Origin of the sequence: Caulobacter sp. X (assembly GCF_002742635.1) — a bacterium.
Classification (GTDB): Bacteria; Pseudomonadota; Alphaproteobacteria; order Caulobacterales; family Caulobacteraceae; genus Caulobacter.
In genome coordinates this window covers 1,395,905-1,411,704 of the sequence record NZ_PEGF01000002.1, presented here as the reverse complement: position 1 = coordinate 1,411,704, position 15,800 = coordinate 1,395,905, and the positions used below count along the sequence as shown (strand labels likewise).

The window sequence follows — 15,800 nt, the reverse complement described above, 5'->3', positions numbered from 1 at the left end:
AAATCGACAAGCGATTGATTTCATTGGCTGCGATCTCGCCAACTACGAGCGTTCGGCGCCGCGAATACCCTCTCTCATGGAGAGAGGGATTTTCGCGCCTGCCCCCGCTAGTCAGAGCCCCGTCCCCAGCGACGGGAGCCATCCTTACATCTCACGGCGAGACGATCGCAGGGCTGTCCGGGTTGCTCAAGGACCGCCCTCCGGGCGGCCGCGCCGCGGCGGCGAAGCCGTCCTTGACCAACCCGGTCAGCCCTGCACGCTGCGGCCTCCAAGAGATGTAAGGTTCGCACCGACCTCGGGAGGTCGGCTTGCGGCCCTTTGCGGACAAATCCTCACCCTGTGGGAGAGGTGTCGGCCCGAAGGGACGACGGAGAGGGGAGCGCAGCCGAATCTCAGCTCCACGCCCCCCTCCGGTCGCTGACGCGACCACCTCCCCCACAGGGGGAGGATTTGAAGCGCGTCCGCTCGCCACCCATTCCGGACCTTCCGAAGGTCCGCTTCCCCCTACTCCGCGTAGAGCCCCAGCGCCTCCAAACACAGCTCCAGCCCCGTCAGATCCCGCAGCGGGTCGTGGGTGACGATCACGAACAGCCGCCGCGCCTCGCCCCACAGCATGACGGTCTCGGGCAGGCCGTGGTCTTCGACCTGGCAGTCGTCGGCGTCGCGCCAGACGCGGTTCTCGTCGAGCGTGGCGCCCAGCATCTGGTCGACGCGGGCGACGTACTCGGCCTCGATCTCGCTGGCGACGTTCAGATAGGCGAAGATCGGCCGGCCCAGGCCCGCCAGCACGCCGGCCTCGAACACGGCCGCCGTGTCGGCCGAGGGGCCTCGGAACGGGGTCAGGTTGACGATGGCGGCGTCGGCCTGGCGCAATTGCGCCATGCGGGCGGCGTAGAACTGCCTCGCCGCCAGCTCGTCGCCGCCCTCGCCAGGCGGCATGACGGCGGGGACCAAGGGTTCGAAGCCGGCGTCCAGGCACATCGCCCGCTCGCGGGCGGCTTGGGCTTCGGAATCGGGGAGCCAGACCTGGGGGCCGGCGAGCCATAGGGAACGGACGGGACGCATGCGCCTTACGTCTGGTCCCGAGGCCACCCTGTCAATGTTTGTCGGAAGGCTAGATGACGTCCATCGCGCGAAGAACCCTGTTGGCCGGCGGTCTCGCCGTCGCCGCCGCGTCCCTCGCCCGCGCCGCCCGCGCCGCCCCGGCCCAGCCCTGGTTGGCCTATGAGCGCCGTCTGCGCGGCCTGCTGGCCGACCCGCCCGGCGGCGACTTCGACGAGGATTTCGAGCAGACCCTGCTCGACTTGAACAATCTGATCCGCCGCCGCGAGGGCGCGGCGGCGCTGGCCTGGGATCCGGGCCTCGCCGCCGCCGCCCGCGCCCACGCCGCCGACATGGCCGTGACCGAACGCTTCGACCACCTGACGCGGGAGGGCTACTCCCCCGCCGGCCGCGTCGGCCTTTTGGCCCGCGACCTGGTCGGCGCGCCGGCCGAGAACATCGCCATGCGCCGCAACGCCGACGGCGCGGTGCGTCCCGACCAGATCATGAACCAGTGGCGCGACAGCCCGGGCCACCGGGCCAATCTGGTCGCGCCCAGCTTCACCCATGTCGGCTACGGCGCCCTGCGCCAGGGTCCGCGCGTCATCGCCGTCGGCGCCTATGCCGAGGTCGCAGCGCGCCTGGCGGCCCCCGCCCCGCTGCGGGTGCGCGGCCCGGACGAGATCGCCCGGGCGCTGTCCAACGCCGCCCCGCCGATCCGCCAGTTCTCGGTGTCCGAGCCCGGCGGCGAGGTGCTGACCGTCACCTATGTCGAAGGCCGCCCGCCCAGCGTGCTGCAGCCGGGCGCCTGGCAGCTACGCCCGCACCTGTCCTCGGGCGAGCACCGATACCAGCTGGGCTGGGGACCGGTGTTCGTCCTGGAATAGCGGCTCAGGCGACCAGCTCGACCAGCAGCTCGTCCAGCTGTTCGAACTGCACCTGGAAACCCTGGGCCGAGCCTTGAAGCGCCTCGTCGCAGGCCGCCTTGCTGGGATAGAGCTCGCTCAGCGTCAGCAGCGTCTTGTCGCCCTGGGCCTCGAAGGTGACCGTCGTGACCGACACCTCGCCGCCCTCCTCGTTGGTCCAGACGATGCGCGAGGGCGGGGTCACGTCGGTGTACTTGCCGAAGAAGGCCATGCTGTTGGCGGCGTCCAGCCCGAACTCCAGGCGATAGCCGCCACCGGTGCGGACATCCATCTCGCAGGCGCGCAGCGGCACGCCCAGCGCCTTGGGGACCCACCAGCGCTGGAAGAGCTCAGGCTTGGACCAGGCCTCGAACACCAGGCGCACAGGGCCGTCGAAGACGCGGGTCACGACCAGCTCCCGGTCCGACTTGCGCGTCACGACCGTCTCATTCTTTCCGGACATCCGGGTCCTCCCTCTGCTTGAGTTCCTCGACAACGTCGTCCAGCGCGTCGAACCGCAGCGCCCAGCGCTGGCGATAGCGCTCGATCCAGGCGGCCTCTTCCTCCAGCCCGCCCGCGGCGAGCCGGCAGGTGCGGACGCGGCCGATCTTCTGGCTCGTCACCAGCCCGGCCTCCTCCAGCACCGCGACGTGCTTCTTCATGCCCGTCAGGGTCATCTGGAAGTGGTTGGCGAGCTCGGTGATCGACGCCTCGCCACGGCTCAGCGCCTCCAGCACCCCGCGCCGGGTGGCGTCGGACAGGGCGGCGAACGAGGCGTCGAGGCGGGCGGCTAAATACTGAACCATTTGGTTCAGTTATGCACGGAGAACGTCGTTGCGCAAGCCGCAAACGAAAAGCCCCCGGCCTGGGAGGGCCGAGGGCTTCGTGGGATAAGCTTTGGGTACTGAAGCTAGAGGCTCGAAAGCCATTTTTGCTTGCCGCGCGATGGCCGCCGAAACCGGCGACCACTTTCGGCTATCGCGCTTTAGTTCTTGGCCTGATCGACCAGCTTGTTCTTGGCGATCCAGGGCATCATGTCGCGCAGGCGACCGCCGACTTCCTCGATCTGGTGCTCGGCCGCGCGACGGCGAGTGGCTTTGAACGAGGGCTGGCCCACTTGGTTTTCCAGCATGAAGTCGCGGACGAACTTGCCCGACTGGATGTCTTCCAGCACGCGCTTCATCTCGGCCTTGGTTTCCGGCGTGATGATGCGCGGACCCGTCACGTACTCGCCGTACTCGGCGGTGTTCGAGATCGAGTAGTTCATGTTGGCGATGCCACCCTCGTACATGAGGTCGACGATCAGCTTCAGCTCGTGCAGGCACTCGAAATAGGCCATTTCGGGCGCGTAGCCGGCTTCCACCAGCACTTCGAAGCCGGCGCGGACCAGCTCGACCGTGCCGCCGCACAGGACGGCCTGCTCGCCGAACAGGTCGGTCTCGCACTCTTCGCGGAAGTTGGTCTCGATGATGCCCGAACGGCCGCCGCCGATGGCGGAGGCGTAGGCCAGGCCGAGGTCGAGGGCGTTGCCGGTGGCGTTGTGGTGCACCGCGATCAGGCACGGCACGCCGCCGCCCCTCTGGTACTCGCCGCGCACGGTGTGGCCCGGGCCCTTCGGCGCGACCATCAGCACGTCGATGGTGTTCTTCGGCTCGATCAGGCCGAAGTGGACGTTCAGGCCGTGGGCGAACAGCAGGGCCGCGCCGTCACGGATGTTGGGGGCGATGTCGTTCTTGTAGATCGCGGCCTGGTGCTCGTCCGGCGCCAGGATCATGATCAGGTCGGCCCAGGCGGCGGCCTCGGCCACCGTCATGACCTTCAGGCCCTCGCCTTCGGCCTTCTTGGCGGTCGGCGAACCGGCGCGCAGGGCGACGGCGACGTTCTTGGCGCCGGAGTCGCGAAGGTTAAGCGCGTGGGCGTGACCTTGGCTGCCATAGCCTACGATGGCGATCTTCTTGTCCAGGATGCGGGCGATGTCGGCGTCGCGGTCGTAGTAGACGCGCATGTTTTTTCTCCAGGACTGGTCGATCAGGGTCGCCCCACGCAACGGAAGAGCGACGAAGGCCGGGCGTTTGAGCGTTTTTTTGCCGTTTCGTCAAGGCGGAGCCGACAGAACGCGGAAATCGCGAAGCCTTCGCGACCCCGTTTTAGGCGGAGGTTCGCGGCTTCGCCATGGCGGGGTGAAAAAACCCGCGCCGCCGGCGCGAAAAAAGGGCGGAGGATCGCTCCCCCGCCCCGCCTTGATCACCAGAAGAGATCGCGCCAGACGCTGAGCACCTGGCCGCTCCAGATGTCGACGAGGATGGCGTCGTCGCCGACCCGCACCCACTCGCAACCGATCGGCGGCTGGGGCAGGCCGTACCGCCAGGCGTCGAGATAGTAAGAGCTTCCGTACCAGCCGCCCGGCAGATAGTCGCCGAACGACCAGCTCCGCACATACCAGCCGCGCGGATAGCGATAGACGGGCGCGCGATAGCGCTGCGGCGCCGAATAGAAGGGACGATAGCTATAGCGGTCATAGCGCGGCCGCCCGCGATCGCGGTCCCGGTAGCGGTCGTGGCCCCGGTCGTTCCATTCCCAGCTACGATTGTCGTTCCAGCGATAGTCGTTGCGATCCCGGTCGCGGTTGTCGTTCCAACGATAGTCGTTGCGGTCGCGGTCGCGGTCGCGATCACGGTCGCGGTCACGATCCTGCCAGCCAGGACGGTTGTTGTCGTTGCGGTCCCCGCCGCCCCGGCGGTCGTCGCCGCCGCGATCGCGGTCGCCGTCCGGACGCGCGGGTTGAGGCTGGCCCTGCGGCGGCTGCGGGCGATCGCCCCGGTTCCAGCCCCCGTCGGGCTGGCGAGGACCGCCGCGATCACCGCCCCGCTCGCCTCGATCGCCACCGCGATCCGGGCGCGGACCGCCGTCCCGCTGCTGCTGTTCGCGCTGCTGTTGCTGCTGCTGAGCGACCACCGCCCCCGCCGCGCCGGCCTGAGCCGCGCCCGCCAGCAACGAAAGCGCCAGGGCGGTCGTGATCACACGTTTCATATCTTGCTCCGAAGGGCCTTGATGGCAGACCCGGGCTTGTCCCTTGATAGCAGTCTCGGACTCGCCGGATGAACCGAGCTTGAACATGGACGGTGGAGACACGATGGCCGCGCATCCCAATGACATCGTCGCCTTCTGGCGCCAGGCCGGCCCGACCAAGTGGTTCGCCAAGGACGCGGCGTTCGACTCCGCCATCGCGCTGAAGTTCGAGCAGACCCACTACCGCGCCTCGATGCGCCGATATGACGCCTGGGCGGAAACGGCCGAGGGCGCGCTGGCCCTGCTGATCCTGCTGGACCAGTTTCCGCGCAACATGTTCCGCAACACGCCGCACGCCTTCGCGACCGATCCGCTGGCCCGCATGTTCGCCCGCGCCGCCATCGCCGCCGGCCACGACCACGACCCCAGCATCGAGCCCACGCTGCGCCCCTTCTTCTACCTGCCGTTCGAGCACTCGGAGTCGCTGGTCGACCAGGAGTTCAGCGTCCAGCTGTTCGCCGGCCTGCAGGCCGACACCGGCGACGAGGAGTCGATGAAATGGGCGCTCGCGCACCGCGACATCATCGCCAGGTTCGGCCGCTTCCCGCACCGGAACGGGGGCCTGGGCCGCGAGACCACGGCGGCCGAACAAGAGTTCCTGGATGAAGGCGGCTTCGCTGGCTAACGGCGCCGTAACTTTGCTTTGTAAAAATTCACCTGTACGAGTGCGCCCGCACACTTGTTCGGGGAATGCCAAGATATGAAAGCCTTCCGCAGCGCGCTGATCGTCGGCCTGACGCTTTCCGCCCTCACGCCGGCCACCGGCTTTGCTCAAGCCAAGGCCAGCAAGGGCCAGCAGATGCAGACCCAGGCTTCCGGCGAAGTCCCGCGCTGCACGCGCAAGCTGGGCACGCTGTCGATCGTCGACGGCGACGACTCCAGCGGCTGGACCCAGTACAACCTCGCTTCGCCGCAGAAGGTGCTGCGCGCCATCGTCCAGCGCTCGGGCTGCTTCAACCTGGTCGATCGGGGCGCGGGTCTCAGCGCGGCCGAGAAGGAGCGCGCCATCGGCGGCAACCTCGGCCTGCAGCGCGGCTCGAACGTCGGCCAGGGCCAGGTGAAGGCGGCCGACTACGTGCTGGTCGCCGAGGTCCAAGGCAGCAACAGCAATGTCGGCGGAACGGCCGTGGCCGGCGCCATCGGCGGCCTGATCGGCGGTCGCGTCGGCGGCCTGGTCGGCGGCATCAAGACCAAGAAGCTGGAAGCCAACACCGTCCTGTCGCTGACCAATGTCCGCACCACCGAGACCATGTCGGTGTCGGAAGGCTATGCGGTGAAGAACGATATCGGCTGGGGCGCGGGCGGCGGGCTGGGCTTCGCCGGCGCGGTGGGCGGCGGCTATGAGGACACCGACATCGGCCGCATCGTCACCCTGTCGTTCATCAACGCCTATTCGAAGATGATCGGCGACCTCGGCCTGCTGTCGGAAGCTGGTCCGGCCGCCGCGACCGCTCCCGCCAAGACCTTCACCGCCCAGCGCCCCGTCGCCATGCGCGCGACCCCGGTCGCCGGCGGCAAGCTGATCCGCACCCTGCCGGCCGGCGCCATCGTCTATCCGACCGGCAAGCAGCAGGAGCTGTGGTGGGAAGTGGCCGACGAGAACGACAATGTCGGCTGGGTGCTGAACACGGGTCTCGCGCCGAGCAAGTAGCAATTTGTGAGGTGGTCTCCTCAACGATCCTGAGGAGACCACTAGTTTGCACCTCGAGCCGACTCAGCCTCCCCTTACGGTTAACGACGCTAAGCGAACATCCGTCGTTATTGCTTTCAGCTAAGCATTCCTGAGGCAGAAAAGCCGCCGCAACGACTATCCACAGAACTTTGTGCGTAAGCTGTGGTTAACCAACTGCGCCCACAAGCGTTGTGGATAAGTGCGACTCGTACTGTGAGGTCCCGTGTACGATAGCGAGTTCAATATCGCGGCATCGCGCCAGATGCCTCAGACCGATCAAGTCAACTCGATCGGTGCTCCCTTGAACATTCATACCCCGCTCGCTGGTGTCGCCCACGACCACCCCGAATGGCAATATCTCGACCTCCTGCGCGACATCCTCGACCACGGCGTCCAGCGCGGCGACCGCACGGGCACGGGCACGCTGGGCGTCTTCGGCCGGCAGATCCGCTTTGATCTTTCCAAGGGCTTCCCGGTCCTGACCACCAAGAAGCTGCACCTGCGCTCGATCATCATCGAGCTGCTGTGGTTCCTGAAGGGCGACACCAACATCGCCTATCTCAAGGACAACGGCGTGCGCATCTGGGACGAGTGGGCCGACGAGAACGGCGACCTTGGCCCGGTCTATGGCAAGCAGTGGCGCTCGTGGGCCACCCCCGACGGCCGCGTGATCGACCAGATCAGCAACCTGGTCGAGAACCTGAAGACCAATCCCAGCAGCCGCCGCCACATCGTCTCGGCCTGGAACCCGGCCGATGTCGACGACATGGCCCTGCCGCCCTGCCACTGCCTGTTCCAGTTCTTCGTGGCCGATGGAAAGCTGTCCTGTCAGCTCTACCAGCGCAGCGCCGACGTGTTCCTGGGCGTGCCGTTCAACATCGCGTCCTACGCCCTGCTGACCCTGATGGTCGCCAAGGTCGTCGGCCTGGAGCCGGGCGAGTTCGTCCACACCTTCGGCGACGCGCACCTCTACCTGAACCACCTCGACCAGGCCCGCGAGCAGCTGACCCGCGAGCCTTATCCCTTCCCGACCATGACGATCGCCGACAAGCGTGACCTGTTCGGCTTTGAGTACGAGGACTTCACGCTGGAAGGCTACCAGGCCCACCCGCACATCAAGGCCGAGGTTTCTGTTTGACCTGGGCGACGGATCGGCTGGATCAGCTCGCCTCCGGTGATGCAATCCTCCCGCCCGTCGTGCAGACCCTGAAGCTGGGCGCTCTGGACGCCTGGGGGCCGGGCTGGGCCCGGAAGACCTGGCGGCCCTCGCCGGAACTGCTCAATGTCGACGGCTCGCTGTTCGGCGGCTATCTCGCCGCCCTCGCCGACCAGATCCTGGCCTTCGCGGCCATGACCGCCGCTCCCGCCGACGCGGCCTTCCGCACCAGCAACCTGAAAATCGACTTCATCCGCGTCGGCAAGGCCGAGCCGCTACGCCTGGAAGGCCGCGTCGTGGCCAAGACCAAGTCGATCATCCACGTCGAGGCCGACTTCTTCCGACCCGACGACGAACTGATCGCCCGCGCCAGCGCCCAGCAGATCATCACGCCGTTTGGCGGCTAGGGCGGTCCAGCGCCTTGAGCAGACATGACGATCGTCCGAGATGGGTGGATGCCGGGCGTCGACTGCCGCATTGTCGGCAGTATGCGCTCGATCCGTCTTCAAGTCGCCGCCGTGGGCGCCTACGCAAGTCTGAACCTCGCGGCGTGTTCTGCTCCGGCCCCTCCTGTCGCACAGGTCGATGCACAAGCGATCCTGCCCGCCGCTGGCCTAAGGAAGACGGACTTCGTTCGGCACTACATGCTGATGACAGTCCGCGACCGTGATGAGCTTCCATTCACCACCTCTGGCGAACCGCCCGAGCTAGACTCGCCCCGAAGAGTATGGGTTGCGGTGTTCGTGCGGACCCCTAGTGTTTGGACGTCCGCGCCTGCGGGAGTCCACCTTGTGCGCGAGCGAGATCAGTTTCCAGAATACTTCCATGGGGGCTGTCAGGTCGTGAATTTGATCTAAGACGCGGCCACGGGAAAGACGCTGTCCAGCTGGTGTAACATCGACACCGGAGTCTCAAGCGACAGGCCAACACCTATCCCTCATTTCGACGCGAAGAACTCGCCGTTTCGTTAGTGCAAAGCAGCCCCACACCGCGTCGGTCATGGGTAGGAGGCGGACCTAGGTGTCCAAGGTAGTTGCCCCCCAGCATCCACCTCACCCCTGCCACATGCACTCAAACGGGGTCTTGGCTCGACCTATAGTCGCGCTAGGATGCGGCTCGCCCAACTCATGAGGATTGCATGGCGCGTTTGGACAGGTTCGCGGCTGCCCTTGGCTCAGCGCTCGCGATCGTAGGGTTGTCGGGCTGCAGCAGAGAGAGCCAGCAAGATTCCTACGTGCGCGCGCAGGCGCTCGATCTGGTCCAACGCGAAGACAGGAGCCGAAAGCCAACGCGAATAGAGGACGCGATCCTGTCGGCGGACAGGAAAGCCATTTGCGGGCATGCCAAAATTGGGTCCCGCAAACACGTCCCCTTTATCATCAATTACGCGAAGCCGCTTCCGGAAGCCGGCCTTTTCGCAACCGTCGACTTGGTCCTCCTAGTTCCGCGGTATCGCGGCGCCCCTCTGGAAAGTGAGACCGCTCAGGCGAGCAGGATTACGAGCAAATGCCGCGACGCCGGCATCGCTCTTAAAGTTCCGAACTAATCAACACCCAAGGTTGATTCTCAAATAACACGACTTCAGGTTTATTCCGTCTCATTGACGGAGGTCGACTATGAGTGGTCCACCAGTTCCTCAGTACGGGCATTTCGGGGGTAACGGCGATAACGATGCCTGGGAACAGGCAGACCGGTACGCCACGTTTATGGCGAACGGCTACAATATTGCGAGCCATGTTGGCGGGCCGCCAGGCGGCGGCAATCTAGATGATCCACGGGACTATTACGCACCGGTGACGGTCCATATTCCCAGAACCGCAGCAAATGTGGCTTTCGTTAAATCGGTGCTGCAAGAGATCGATCGCGTCCCGATCAATGATCTCGACACCGCATATCTGAATCACGACTTAGGCTACGTCACAGACAATGCGATGACGAATGTTGTCAACAATGTCGTCATGGGCGGATCGGTCTGGACCGTTCTGACTTTCGATGGCGGTACACTCGACCCCTACGGGCGCCTTTATGGCAACGCTTCCATCCCCTTCATCGTAGGCATTGGCAGTACTTACAACGTTCTTACCGCCACAAAGAACACAACGCCTTTGCCGCCACAATGGGTCGCAGACACAGTCTACGTAACTTCAACTACATCCAATTCGAATAATACCATCGACGTCGGGATGACGCTGGTCTCTTCGGGAACAACAATAAGCACGAATGTCTCATTTACCTCCCAGGTCTGGAATAGCTTCACCTCGGCGCTCGGGTCTACCTGGAGCAATATCTCGTCCTCATTGAGCGGAGCTTGGGATTGGTTCAAGTCGCACATCTTCGGCAGCGACAACGCCAGCTCCAACCTCATGTTCAATCCGTCCGACGCTTTGGGCGTGCAACTCTCGACCCCGGACAAGATCAAAGACTTGCTCTATGGCACGAGCAACTCAAACACCTACCAGTACGTAAAGGTCTCAGCCGGCGACCGGATCGATCCGTCGAAATATTCTGAGTATGATGACAATCGCGACGGCGTCATAGACCTCAACGACAAGATCGCAGCCTCGCTCGGCATTGTGACTACCAACACATCGACAACCCCAGGCACAGCGTCCCTCAGAGCGCTTACCGCGGCCGACGCCATCGATGTGACAACGGGCCGTAACACTGACGGCAGCTTGGCGACGCTCGGTGCCACGAAGGACTTCTATAACCTTGTGACGGCGGTCGGCGGTGACGGAGCCGACTTCGATTGGGCTATCGCGCCCGATCGTGGAAGCGTCGCCCTTGTGGGCAACATCGACGCTCAGCCCTACGGCGCGGCTATTGCGTGATACCTGCTCCGCAACTGGGGCTAATAGGCTGTCTTGGCCCCGCGCGAGCGGGGCCATTTGCTTAAGAATAAAAACGCCAAGCTTTCGCTGGGCCCCGTATTCAACCTCTTCGAAATTGCTCGGCCGTATGCGTTGGGCAGCACCGCAAAGCCCGTTGATTACAGAAGCAACCTCGGGTGGGCAACGCAGCCTAACGCAGAGAACCACTAGTCCTGTGCGGCCTCAGCGCGACGCGCAAGTAGACTTCCCCTACTTCTGACTTGTGTCGAAAGCCGCCCTTCGCCCCCCGCCGCCGCTCTACGGCCTCAGCACGATCTTGCCCGCCAGCTTCGCCGACTGCAGCAGCGCCTGAGCCTCGCCGGCCTCACTAAGCGGCAAGACCTTGGCGATCGTCGGCTGGATCGCGCCCTCTCCGATCAGCTTCAGAACCTGGGTGAGGTCCTGGCGGTAGGCCTCCGGCCGGGCGTCGCGCCAGGACGTGACGTTGTAGCCGACGACGCCCCGGCTTTCGCTGAACAGCTTCAGGGCCGACAGGCGATCGGCCAGCAGCATCTTCAGCATCGCGCCCGGCCGCGCCTTGCCGCCCCTGGTCGCGTCATAGCCGCCGTAGAGCACCGCGGTCCCGCCATCGCGCAGGGCGGCCAGCGAGGCGGTCTTCAAGTGCGGCCCGCCGACATGGTCAAAGGCCGCCACCACGCCGCCACCTGAAATCTCGATCGCCCGCGCCGCAACGGCCTCTGCGCGGTAGTCCACATGCACGCCGCCCTTGGCCTCGACCTCGGCCTTCTTGCCCGCCGAGGCCGTGCCGACCGCCTTGACGCCGGACAGCCGCGCCAGATCCAGCAGAAGCCCGCCAACGCCGCCCGCCGCGCCGTGGACCAGCACCCACTCGCCCGCCACGGAGCCGGCGACGCGGTGGAACATCTGCCAGGCGGTCAGGCCGTTCAGCACGCCGGCGACCAGGGCCTCGGCCGGCGCCCCCTCCGGCGCGGCGACAAGCCAGCGCGCCTCGACATTGCGCCGCGTGGCGTACGAGCCCGTGACCGTCAGGGCCGCCACCCGCTGGCCGACCTGGAAGCCCTCGACGCCTGGCCCCAACGCCTCGATCCGGCCGACGAAGTCGTAGCCCGGGGTCACCGGGGCCTTCACCCCCGGATAGAGGCCGGTGCGCATGACGATGTCGGCGAAGGCGACGCCCGCCGCCTCGATCGCCACGCGCGCCTCGCCGGGGCCCGGCGGCGGCGGCGCGATCTCGCGCCCGCGCAGGACCTCGACTCCGCCCGTCCGGGCCATGTGCATCTCGAACGCCGTCGCCGACATCGCGCCTCTCCCCGTCCTGTGTTCTTGGAAGCCAGAGTGATCAACGTTCAGGTTTCGATCAAGCCATGGCGCGCCAAGCCGACGCCCGCTAATCAAGAGCCATGACCCTGCCCACCCTCGCCATTGTCGTCGCCCGCGCCGCCAACGGGGTGATCGGTCGCGACGGCGACCTGCCCTGGCGGCTGAAGTCGGACCTGGCCCTGTTCAAGGCCAACACCCTGGGCAAGCCCATCATCATGGGCCGCAAGACCTGGGACAGCCTGCCGCGCAAGCCCCTCCCCGGCCGGATGAATGTCGTGCTGACCCGCGACCAGAGCTTCGAGCCCGAAGGCGCGATCGCCTGCGAAACCTGGTCGGAGGCCGTGCAGATCGCCAGGGAGCAGGCCGCCGACGATGGCGTCGACGAGGTCTGCGTGATCGGCGGCCGCGCCCTGTTCGAGCTGGCCCTGCCCAAGGCCAGGCGGCTCTATCTCACCGACGTCGACGCCCAGGTCGATGGCGACGTTCATTTCCCCGTCTTTGACGAAAACGCCTGGACCGAGGTTCGCCGCGAGGCGCACGCCGCAGGCGAGGGTGACGATCACGCGTTCGTATTCAGAGTATTGGAGCGCCGCTGACGGAACGCGCCGAGGACGTAAACCCGATCGCAACGACAACCTGCGACACCCACCCTGGATAGGGGGAACCAACCTTGATCGCGGCTATCCGAATTCCGTCGCGCGACGACCAGACTTTGCGGATCGCGGGCCTCTTGGCGGCCTTCGGAGGCTCCATCGTCTTCAGCCTGTTCCTGGCTGGCGCGACCCACAACCTGCCGTCGATCTGGACGGCCAACGCCGTGATCATCGCCGGCCTGCTGACTCTGAAGGGCAAGGCGCGATGGATCATGCTGGCGCTGGCCGGCGTCGTCCACGTCGCCATCGAACTGATCGCTGGCGTGCGCCTCTCGTTCATCGTGCTGGTGGTGCCGCAAGACCTGATCCAGAACGTCCTCATCGCCTGGAGTCTGGAGCGTCTGGGCCTGACCAACCGGATGCGCAGTCCGTGGGGCCTGGCTCGCCTGACCGCCGCCGCCGCGGTGCTGGTTGTCGTGTTCTCGACGATCACGACCGTCAGTCTGGCGCTCTCTCGCGGCAGGCCCATGTGGAGCGGCTGGGCCGACTGGATCCCGCCGAACGTGCTGGGCCTGTTCCTGGCGATGCCGACCACCATCATGCTGATGGACCGCCGCCATAAGCCGATGTTCCCGGCCTCGCCCTGGCAGATCGCCATGCTCACGGCGCTGGTGGTCATCAGCGCGGTGGCGATCTTCACCTGGGATCCTGGCTTGCAGGCCCTGCTGTTCGCCCCCGCCATGCTGGCCGTGTTCCGAGGCGGGCCTCGGGCGGCGGCGATCCTGGTCATCGCATCCCTGGCCGCCTCGATCCCCGCGGTGCTGCATAGCGTCGGCATCGACCGCAACGCGGCGCTGACGCCCCTGCGGCACGCCGTGATCTTCCACGTCATGCTGTTCGCGGTCTGCCTGACCGCCGCCATGATCCTGGAACGGCAGAAGCGCCTGCAGGCCCTGATGACGCGAGGCCGTGACGCGGCCCGCGACGCCCAGGCCAGCGCCCAGGCCGCCAACAAGGCCAAGTCCGAATTCCTGGCGACGATCAGCCACGAGATCCGCACGCCGCTGAACAGCATCCTGGGCTTCGCCGACCTCGTGGCCGGCGACCCTGGCCTGTCGCCCGACAGCCGCCGACGCCTCGATCTGATCAATCGCGCCGGCCGCTCGCTGGTCGAGATCATCAACGACCTGCTGGACTTCTCGAAGCTGGAAGCCGGCCGGATGGAGCTGGACCCGGGGCCGCTGGCGCCGGCCGTCGTGCTGCGCGACGCGGTGGCGATCGCCGGCCCCGCGGCGGAAGCCAAGAAGCTGGCTTTGAGGATAGAGATCCAAGGCGGGGACGAGCGGCCGCTCTTCCTGCTGGACGAAACGCGCCTGCGTCAGGTGCTGCTGAACCTGCTGTCCAACGCCATCAAGTTCACGCGCGACGGCGCCGTCACCGCCCGGCTCGACGTGTCGGACCAACGACTTCGGTTCGAGATCTCGGACACCGGCATCGGCATCGCGCCCGACGTCCAGGCGCGTCTGTTCCAGCGCTTCACCCAGGCCGACAGCTCCATCAGCCGCGGATATGGCGGCACCGGCCTGGGCTTGGCGATCAGCAAGGCTCTGGTCTCGCGCATGGGCGGCGAGATCGGCGTGATCAGCGCGCCGGGCCGAGGGTCGTGCTTCTGGGTCGAACTGCCCGCGATCCCCGCGCAGCCGACGCCCACACTGGACTCGGCGGCCTCGTCGCCGGCCGACCTGCGCGGCGCCCGGGTGCTGCTCGTCGACGACCACCACGTCAATCGCGAGCTGGGCTACGCCCTGCTGACGCTGGGCGGGCACGAGACGATCACCGCCGAGGACGGGGCGACGGCGGTGTCCCTGCTGCGCGACCAGGACTTCGATCTGGTGCTGATGGACGTGCACATGCCCGTGATGGATGGCCTGGCCGCCACTCACGCCATCCGCGCCATGGAGGGCGCCAAGGCTCGCGTGCCGATCCTGGCGCTCAGCGCCGACGTCATGCCCGAGCAGATCGCCCGCTGCCTCGCCGCCGGCATGGACGGCCACCTGGCCAAGCCGATCGTTCGAGAGGATCTGCTGGCGGCGGTGGCGCGCTTCACCGCCGCTTCGCCCGCGACCGTTACCCTCTAGGCGCTGACCGACCAGGGGAACGGAACCCTCGCCAAGTTCAAACGCGCGTTTATAGTCTCCTCATCGCCCGTGAGAGGCGAGACAGGGAGAGACGCGCGATGGACATCCAACTGGCGGCCGAAGGCCTGCAGTTTCCCGAAGGCCCCGTGGCCATGGCCGACGGCTCGGTCATCGTCACCGAGATCCAGGGCCAGCGCCTGACGCGGATCTGGCCCGACGGCCGCAAGGAGACGGTGGCGCAGACCGGCGGCGGCCCCAACGGCGCGGCGATCGGCCCCGATGGCGCGCTCTATGTCACCAACAACGGCGGCAGCTTCGCCTTCTTCGAGGCCAATGGCCTGAACATTCCCGGCCCGACGCCGCCGACGCACACGGGCGGCTCGATCCAGCGGGTGGACCTGGCGACCGGCGCGGTGACCACGCTCTACGCCGAATGCGACGGCAAACCCCTGGTCGGGCCCAACGATCTGGTCTTCGACAAGCAGGGCGGCTTCTGGTTCACCGACCACGGCTGCTCGACGCCGGACGGCCGAAAGTACGGGGCGCTCTACTACGCCCTGGCCGACGGCTCGAAGATCACCCGCTGGCGGGACCACTTCGTCTCGCCCAACGGCGTGGGCCTCTCGCCCGACGAGAAGACCGTCTACATGGCCGACACCATGCTGGGCCGGCTATGGTCGTTCGACGTGGCTTCGCCCGGCGTCCTGGCCGAGGCCGCGCCGCTGATGCCGGGCAATGTGGTCTGCAACCTGCCGGGTTACCAACTGCTGGACAGCCTGGCGGTCGAGGCCGGCGGCAAGATCTGCGTGGCGACGATCATCAACGGCGGCGTCACCGCCTTCGATCCCGATGGCTCGACCGAGCACTACGCCTTCCCGGACGTCATCGTGACCAACATCTGCTTTGGCGGCGCCGACATGCGCGACGCCTGGATCACCGCGTCGGGGACGGGGAAGCTCTATAAGGCGCGGTGGCCGCGGCCGGGGCTGAAGCTGAACTTCAACGGGTAGTTCCTCCCCCGCGATGCGGGGGAGGTGGCCCAGAGGGCCGGAGG

Annotated in this window: 15 protein-coding genes and 1 pseudogene; 10 read left to right on the top strand and 6 right to left on the bottom strand. The window is 66.5% G+C overall.

Annotated elements, in window-relative coordinates:
* Positions 1 to 148: 148 nt before the first annotated feature.
* Positions 149 to 220, top strand: a pseudogene (locus tag CSW60_RS24150) (hypothetical protein); the annotation flags it as partial.
* 284 nt (positions 221 to 504) lie between these two features.
* Here CSW60_RS24150 and CSW60_RS19000 read toward each other — a convergent pair.
* On the bottom strand, positions 505 to 1,065 hold the full coding sequence (locus tag CSW60_RS19000) for a nucleoside 2-deoxyribosyltransferase (RefSeq protein WP_099538735.1): 561 nt from the start codon (positions 1,063 to 1,065) through the stop codon (positions 505 to 507).
* Between the two features lie 53 nt (positions 1,066 to 1,118).
* Between CSW60_RS19000 and CSW60_RS18995 the strand changes: the two genes are divergently transcribed.
* Positions 1,119 to 1,928, top strand: a complete 810-nt coding sequence (locus CSW60_RS18995) for a CAP domain-containing protein (protein WP_099538734.1) — start codon at positions 1,119 to 1,121, stop codon at positions 1,926 to 1,928.
* 4 nt (positions 1,929 to 1,932) lie between these two features.
* Here CSW60_RS18995 and CSW60_RS18990 read toward each other — a convergent pair whose 3' ends face one another.
* The 4 genes from CSW60_RS18990 to CSW60_RS18975 form a co-directional block, all read right to left on the bottom strand.
* A complete protein-coding gene (locus tag CSW60_RS18990) occupies positions 1,933 to 2,409 on the bottom strand; it encodes an SRPBCC family protein (protein WP_099538733.1) in 477 nt (158 codons plus the stop codon).
* Positions 2,393 to 2,752 carry a helix-turn-helix transcriptional regulator gene (locus CSW60_RS18985; protein WP_099538732.1) on the bottom strand — a complete coding sequence of 120 codons (360 nt, stop codon included), beginning with the start codon at positions 2,750 to 2,752 and terminating at the stop codon, positions 2,393 to 2,395. The genes CSW60_RS18990 and CSW60_RS18985 overlap by 17 nt, the downstream gene beginning before the upstream one ends.
* 179 nt (positions 2,753 to 2,931) lie before the next feature.
* A complete protein-coding gene (gene ilvC / locus CSW60_RS18980; protein ID WP_369801044.1) occupies positions 2,932 to 3,975 on the bottom strand; it encodes a ketol-acid reductoisomerase in 1,044 nt (347 codons plus the stop codon).
* A gap of 215 nt (positions 3,976 to 4,190) precedes the next feature.
* Positions 4,191 to 4,976, bottom strand: coding sequence for an RcnB family protein (locus CSW60_RS18975; RefSeq protein ID WP_099538730.1), 786 nt, complete (start codon positions 4,974 to 4,976; stop codon positions 4,191 to 4,193).
* Positions 4,977 to 5,079: 103 nt separating this feature from the next.
* Between CSW60_RS18975 and CSW60_RS18970 the strand changes: the two genes are divergently transcribed.
* The 5 genes from CSW60_RS18970 (at position 5,080) to CSW60_RS23265 (ending at position 10,674) form a co-directional block, all read left to right on the top strand.
* On the top strand, positions 5,080 to 5,640 hold the full coding sequence (locus tag CSW60_RS18970) for a DUF924 family protein (RefSeq protein ID WP_099538729.1): 561 nt from the start codon (positions 5,080 to 5,082) through the stop codon (positions 5,638 to 5,640).
* Positions 5,641 to 5,715: 75 nt separating this feature from the next.
* The gene (locus CSW60_RS18965; RefSeq protein ID WP_099538728.1) at positions 5,716 to 6,666 is read left to right on the top strand and encodes an SH3 domain-containing protein; all 951 of its coding nucleotides are present in this window, start codon (positions 5,716 to 5,718) and stop codon (positions 6,664 to 6,666) included.
* 322 nt (positions 6,667 to 6,988) lie between these two features.
* Complete coding sequence (locus CSW60_RS18960) at positions 6,989 to 7,825, top strand: thymidylate synthase (RefSeq protein WP_099539185.1); 837 nt, start codon at positions 6,989 to 6,991, stop codon at positions 7,823 to 7,825.
* Positions 7,822 to 8,250 (top strand): PaaI family thioesterase, encoded by a 429-nt coding sequence (locus CSW60_RS18955; RefSeq protein WP_099538727.1) that lies wholly within the window; start codon positions 7,822 to 7,824, stop codon positions 8,248 to 8,250. Before CSW60_RS18960 ends, CSW60_RS18955 begins: the two co-directional genes overlap by 4 nt.
* Positions 8,251 to 9,459: 1,209 nt before the next feature.
* Positions 9,460 to 10,674, top strand: coding sequence for a hypothetical protein (locus CSW60_RS23265; RefSeq protein WP_143324220.1), 1,215 nt, complete (start codon positions 9,460 to 9,462; stop codon positions 10,672 to 10,674).
* A 297-nt stretch (positions 10,675 to 10,971) separates the two neighbouring features.
* Here the strand turns inward: CSW60_RS23265 and CSW60_RS18935 are convergent, their stop codons facing one another.
* Positions 10,972 to 11,994: a zinc-binding dehydrogenase gene (locus CSW60_RS18935; RefSeq protein ID WP_099538723.1), complete on the bottom strand. Its 1,023-nt coding sequence runs from the start codon at positions 11,992 to 11,994 to the stop codon at positions 10,972 to 10,974.
* Positions 11,995 to 12,095: 101 nt separating this feature from the next.
* On the opposite strand from CSW60_RS18935, the gene CSW60_RS18930 reads away from it, so the two are divergent.
* The 3 genes from CSW60_RS18930 (at position 12,096) to CSW60_RS18920 (ending at position 15,756) form a co-directional block, all read left to right on the top strand.
* The gene (locus CSW60_RS18930; RefSeq protein WP_099538722.1) at positions 12,096 to 12,611 is read left to right on the top strand and encodes a dihydrofolate reductase; all 516 of its coding nucleotides are present in this window, start codon (positions 12,096 to 12,098) and stop codon (positions 12,609 to 12,611) included.
* Positions 12,612 to 12,685: 74 nt separating this feature from the next.
* Positions 12,686 to 14,746 (top strand): ATP-binding protein, encoded by a 2,061-nt coding sequence (locus tag CSW60_RS18925; protein ID WP_099538721.1) that lies wholly within the window; start codon positions 12,686 to 12,688, stop codon positions 14,744 to 14,746.
* A 98-nt stretch (positions 14,747 to 14,844) separates the two neighbouring features.
* The gene (locus CSW60_RS18920) at positions 14,845 to 15,756 is read left to right on the top strand and encodes an SMP-30/gluconolactonase/LRE family protein (protein ID WP_099538720.1); all 912 of its coding nucleotides are present in this window, start codon (positions 14,845 to 14,847) and stop codon (positions 15,754 to 15,756) included.
* The last annotated feature ends 44 nt before the right edge of the window (positions 15,757 to 15,800 follow it).

Bases quoted from the DNA above. Each gene is read 5' to 3' on its own strand.
- CSW60_RS19000 (WP_099538735.1), bottom strand. From the start codon at position 1,065: ATGCGTCCCGTCCGTTCCCTATGGCTCGCCGGCCCCCAGGTCTGGCTC.
- CSW60_RS18995 (WP_099538734.1), top strand. From the start codon at position 1,119: ATGACGTCCATCGCGCGAAGAACCCTGTTGGCCGGCGGTCTCGCCGTC.
- CSW60_RS18990 (WP_099538733.1), bottom strand. From the start codon at position 2,409: ATGTCCGGAAAGAATGAGACGGTCGTGACGCGCAAGTCGGACCGGGAG.
- CSW60_RS18985 (WP_099538732.1), bottom strand. From the start codon at position 2,752: ATGGTTCAGTATTTAGCCGCCCGCCTCGACGCCTCGTTCGCCGCCCTG.
- CSW60_RS18975 (WP_099538730.1), bottom strand. From the start codon at position 4,976: ATGAAACGTGTGATCACGACCGCCCTGGCGCTTTCGTTGCTGGCGGGC.
- CSW60_RS18970 (WP_099538729.1), top strand. From the start codon at position 5,080: ATGGCCGCGCATCCCAATGACATCGTCGCCTTCTGGCGCCAGGCCGGC.
- CSW60_RS18965 (WP_099538728.1), top strand. From the start codon at position 5,716: ATGAAAGCCTTCCGCAGCGCGCTGATCGTCGGCCTGACGCTTTCCGCC.
- CSW60_RS23265 (WP_143324220.1), top strand. From the start codon at position 9,460: ATGAGTGGTCCACCAGTTCCTCAGTACGGGCATTTCGGGGGTAACGGC.
- CSW60_RS18935 (WP_099538723.1), bottom strand. From the start codon at position 11,994: ATGTCGGCGACGGCGTTCGAGATGCACATGGCCCGGACGGGCGGAGTC.
- CSW60_RS18930 (WP_099538722.1), top strand. From the start codon at position 12,096: ATGACCCTGCCCACCCTCGCCATTGTCGTCGCCCGCGCCGCCAACGGG.
- CSW60_RS18920 (WP_099538720.1), top strand. From the start codon at position 14,845: ATGGACATCCAACTGGCGGCCGAAGGCCTGCAGTTTCCCGAAGGCCCC.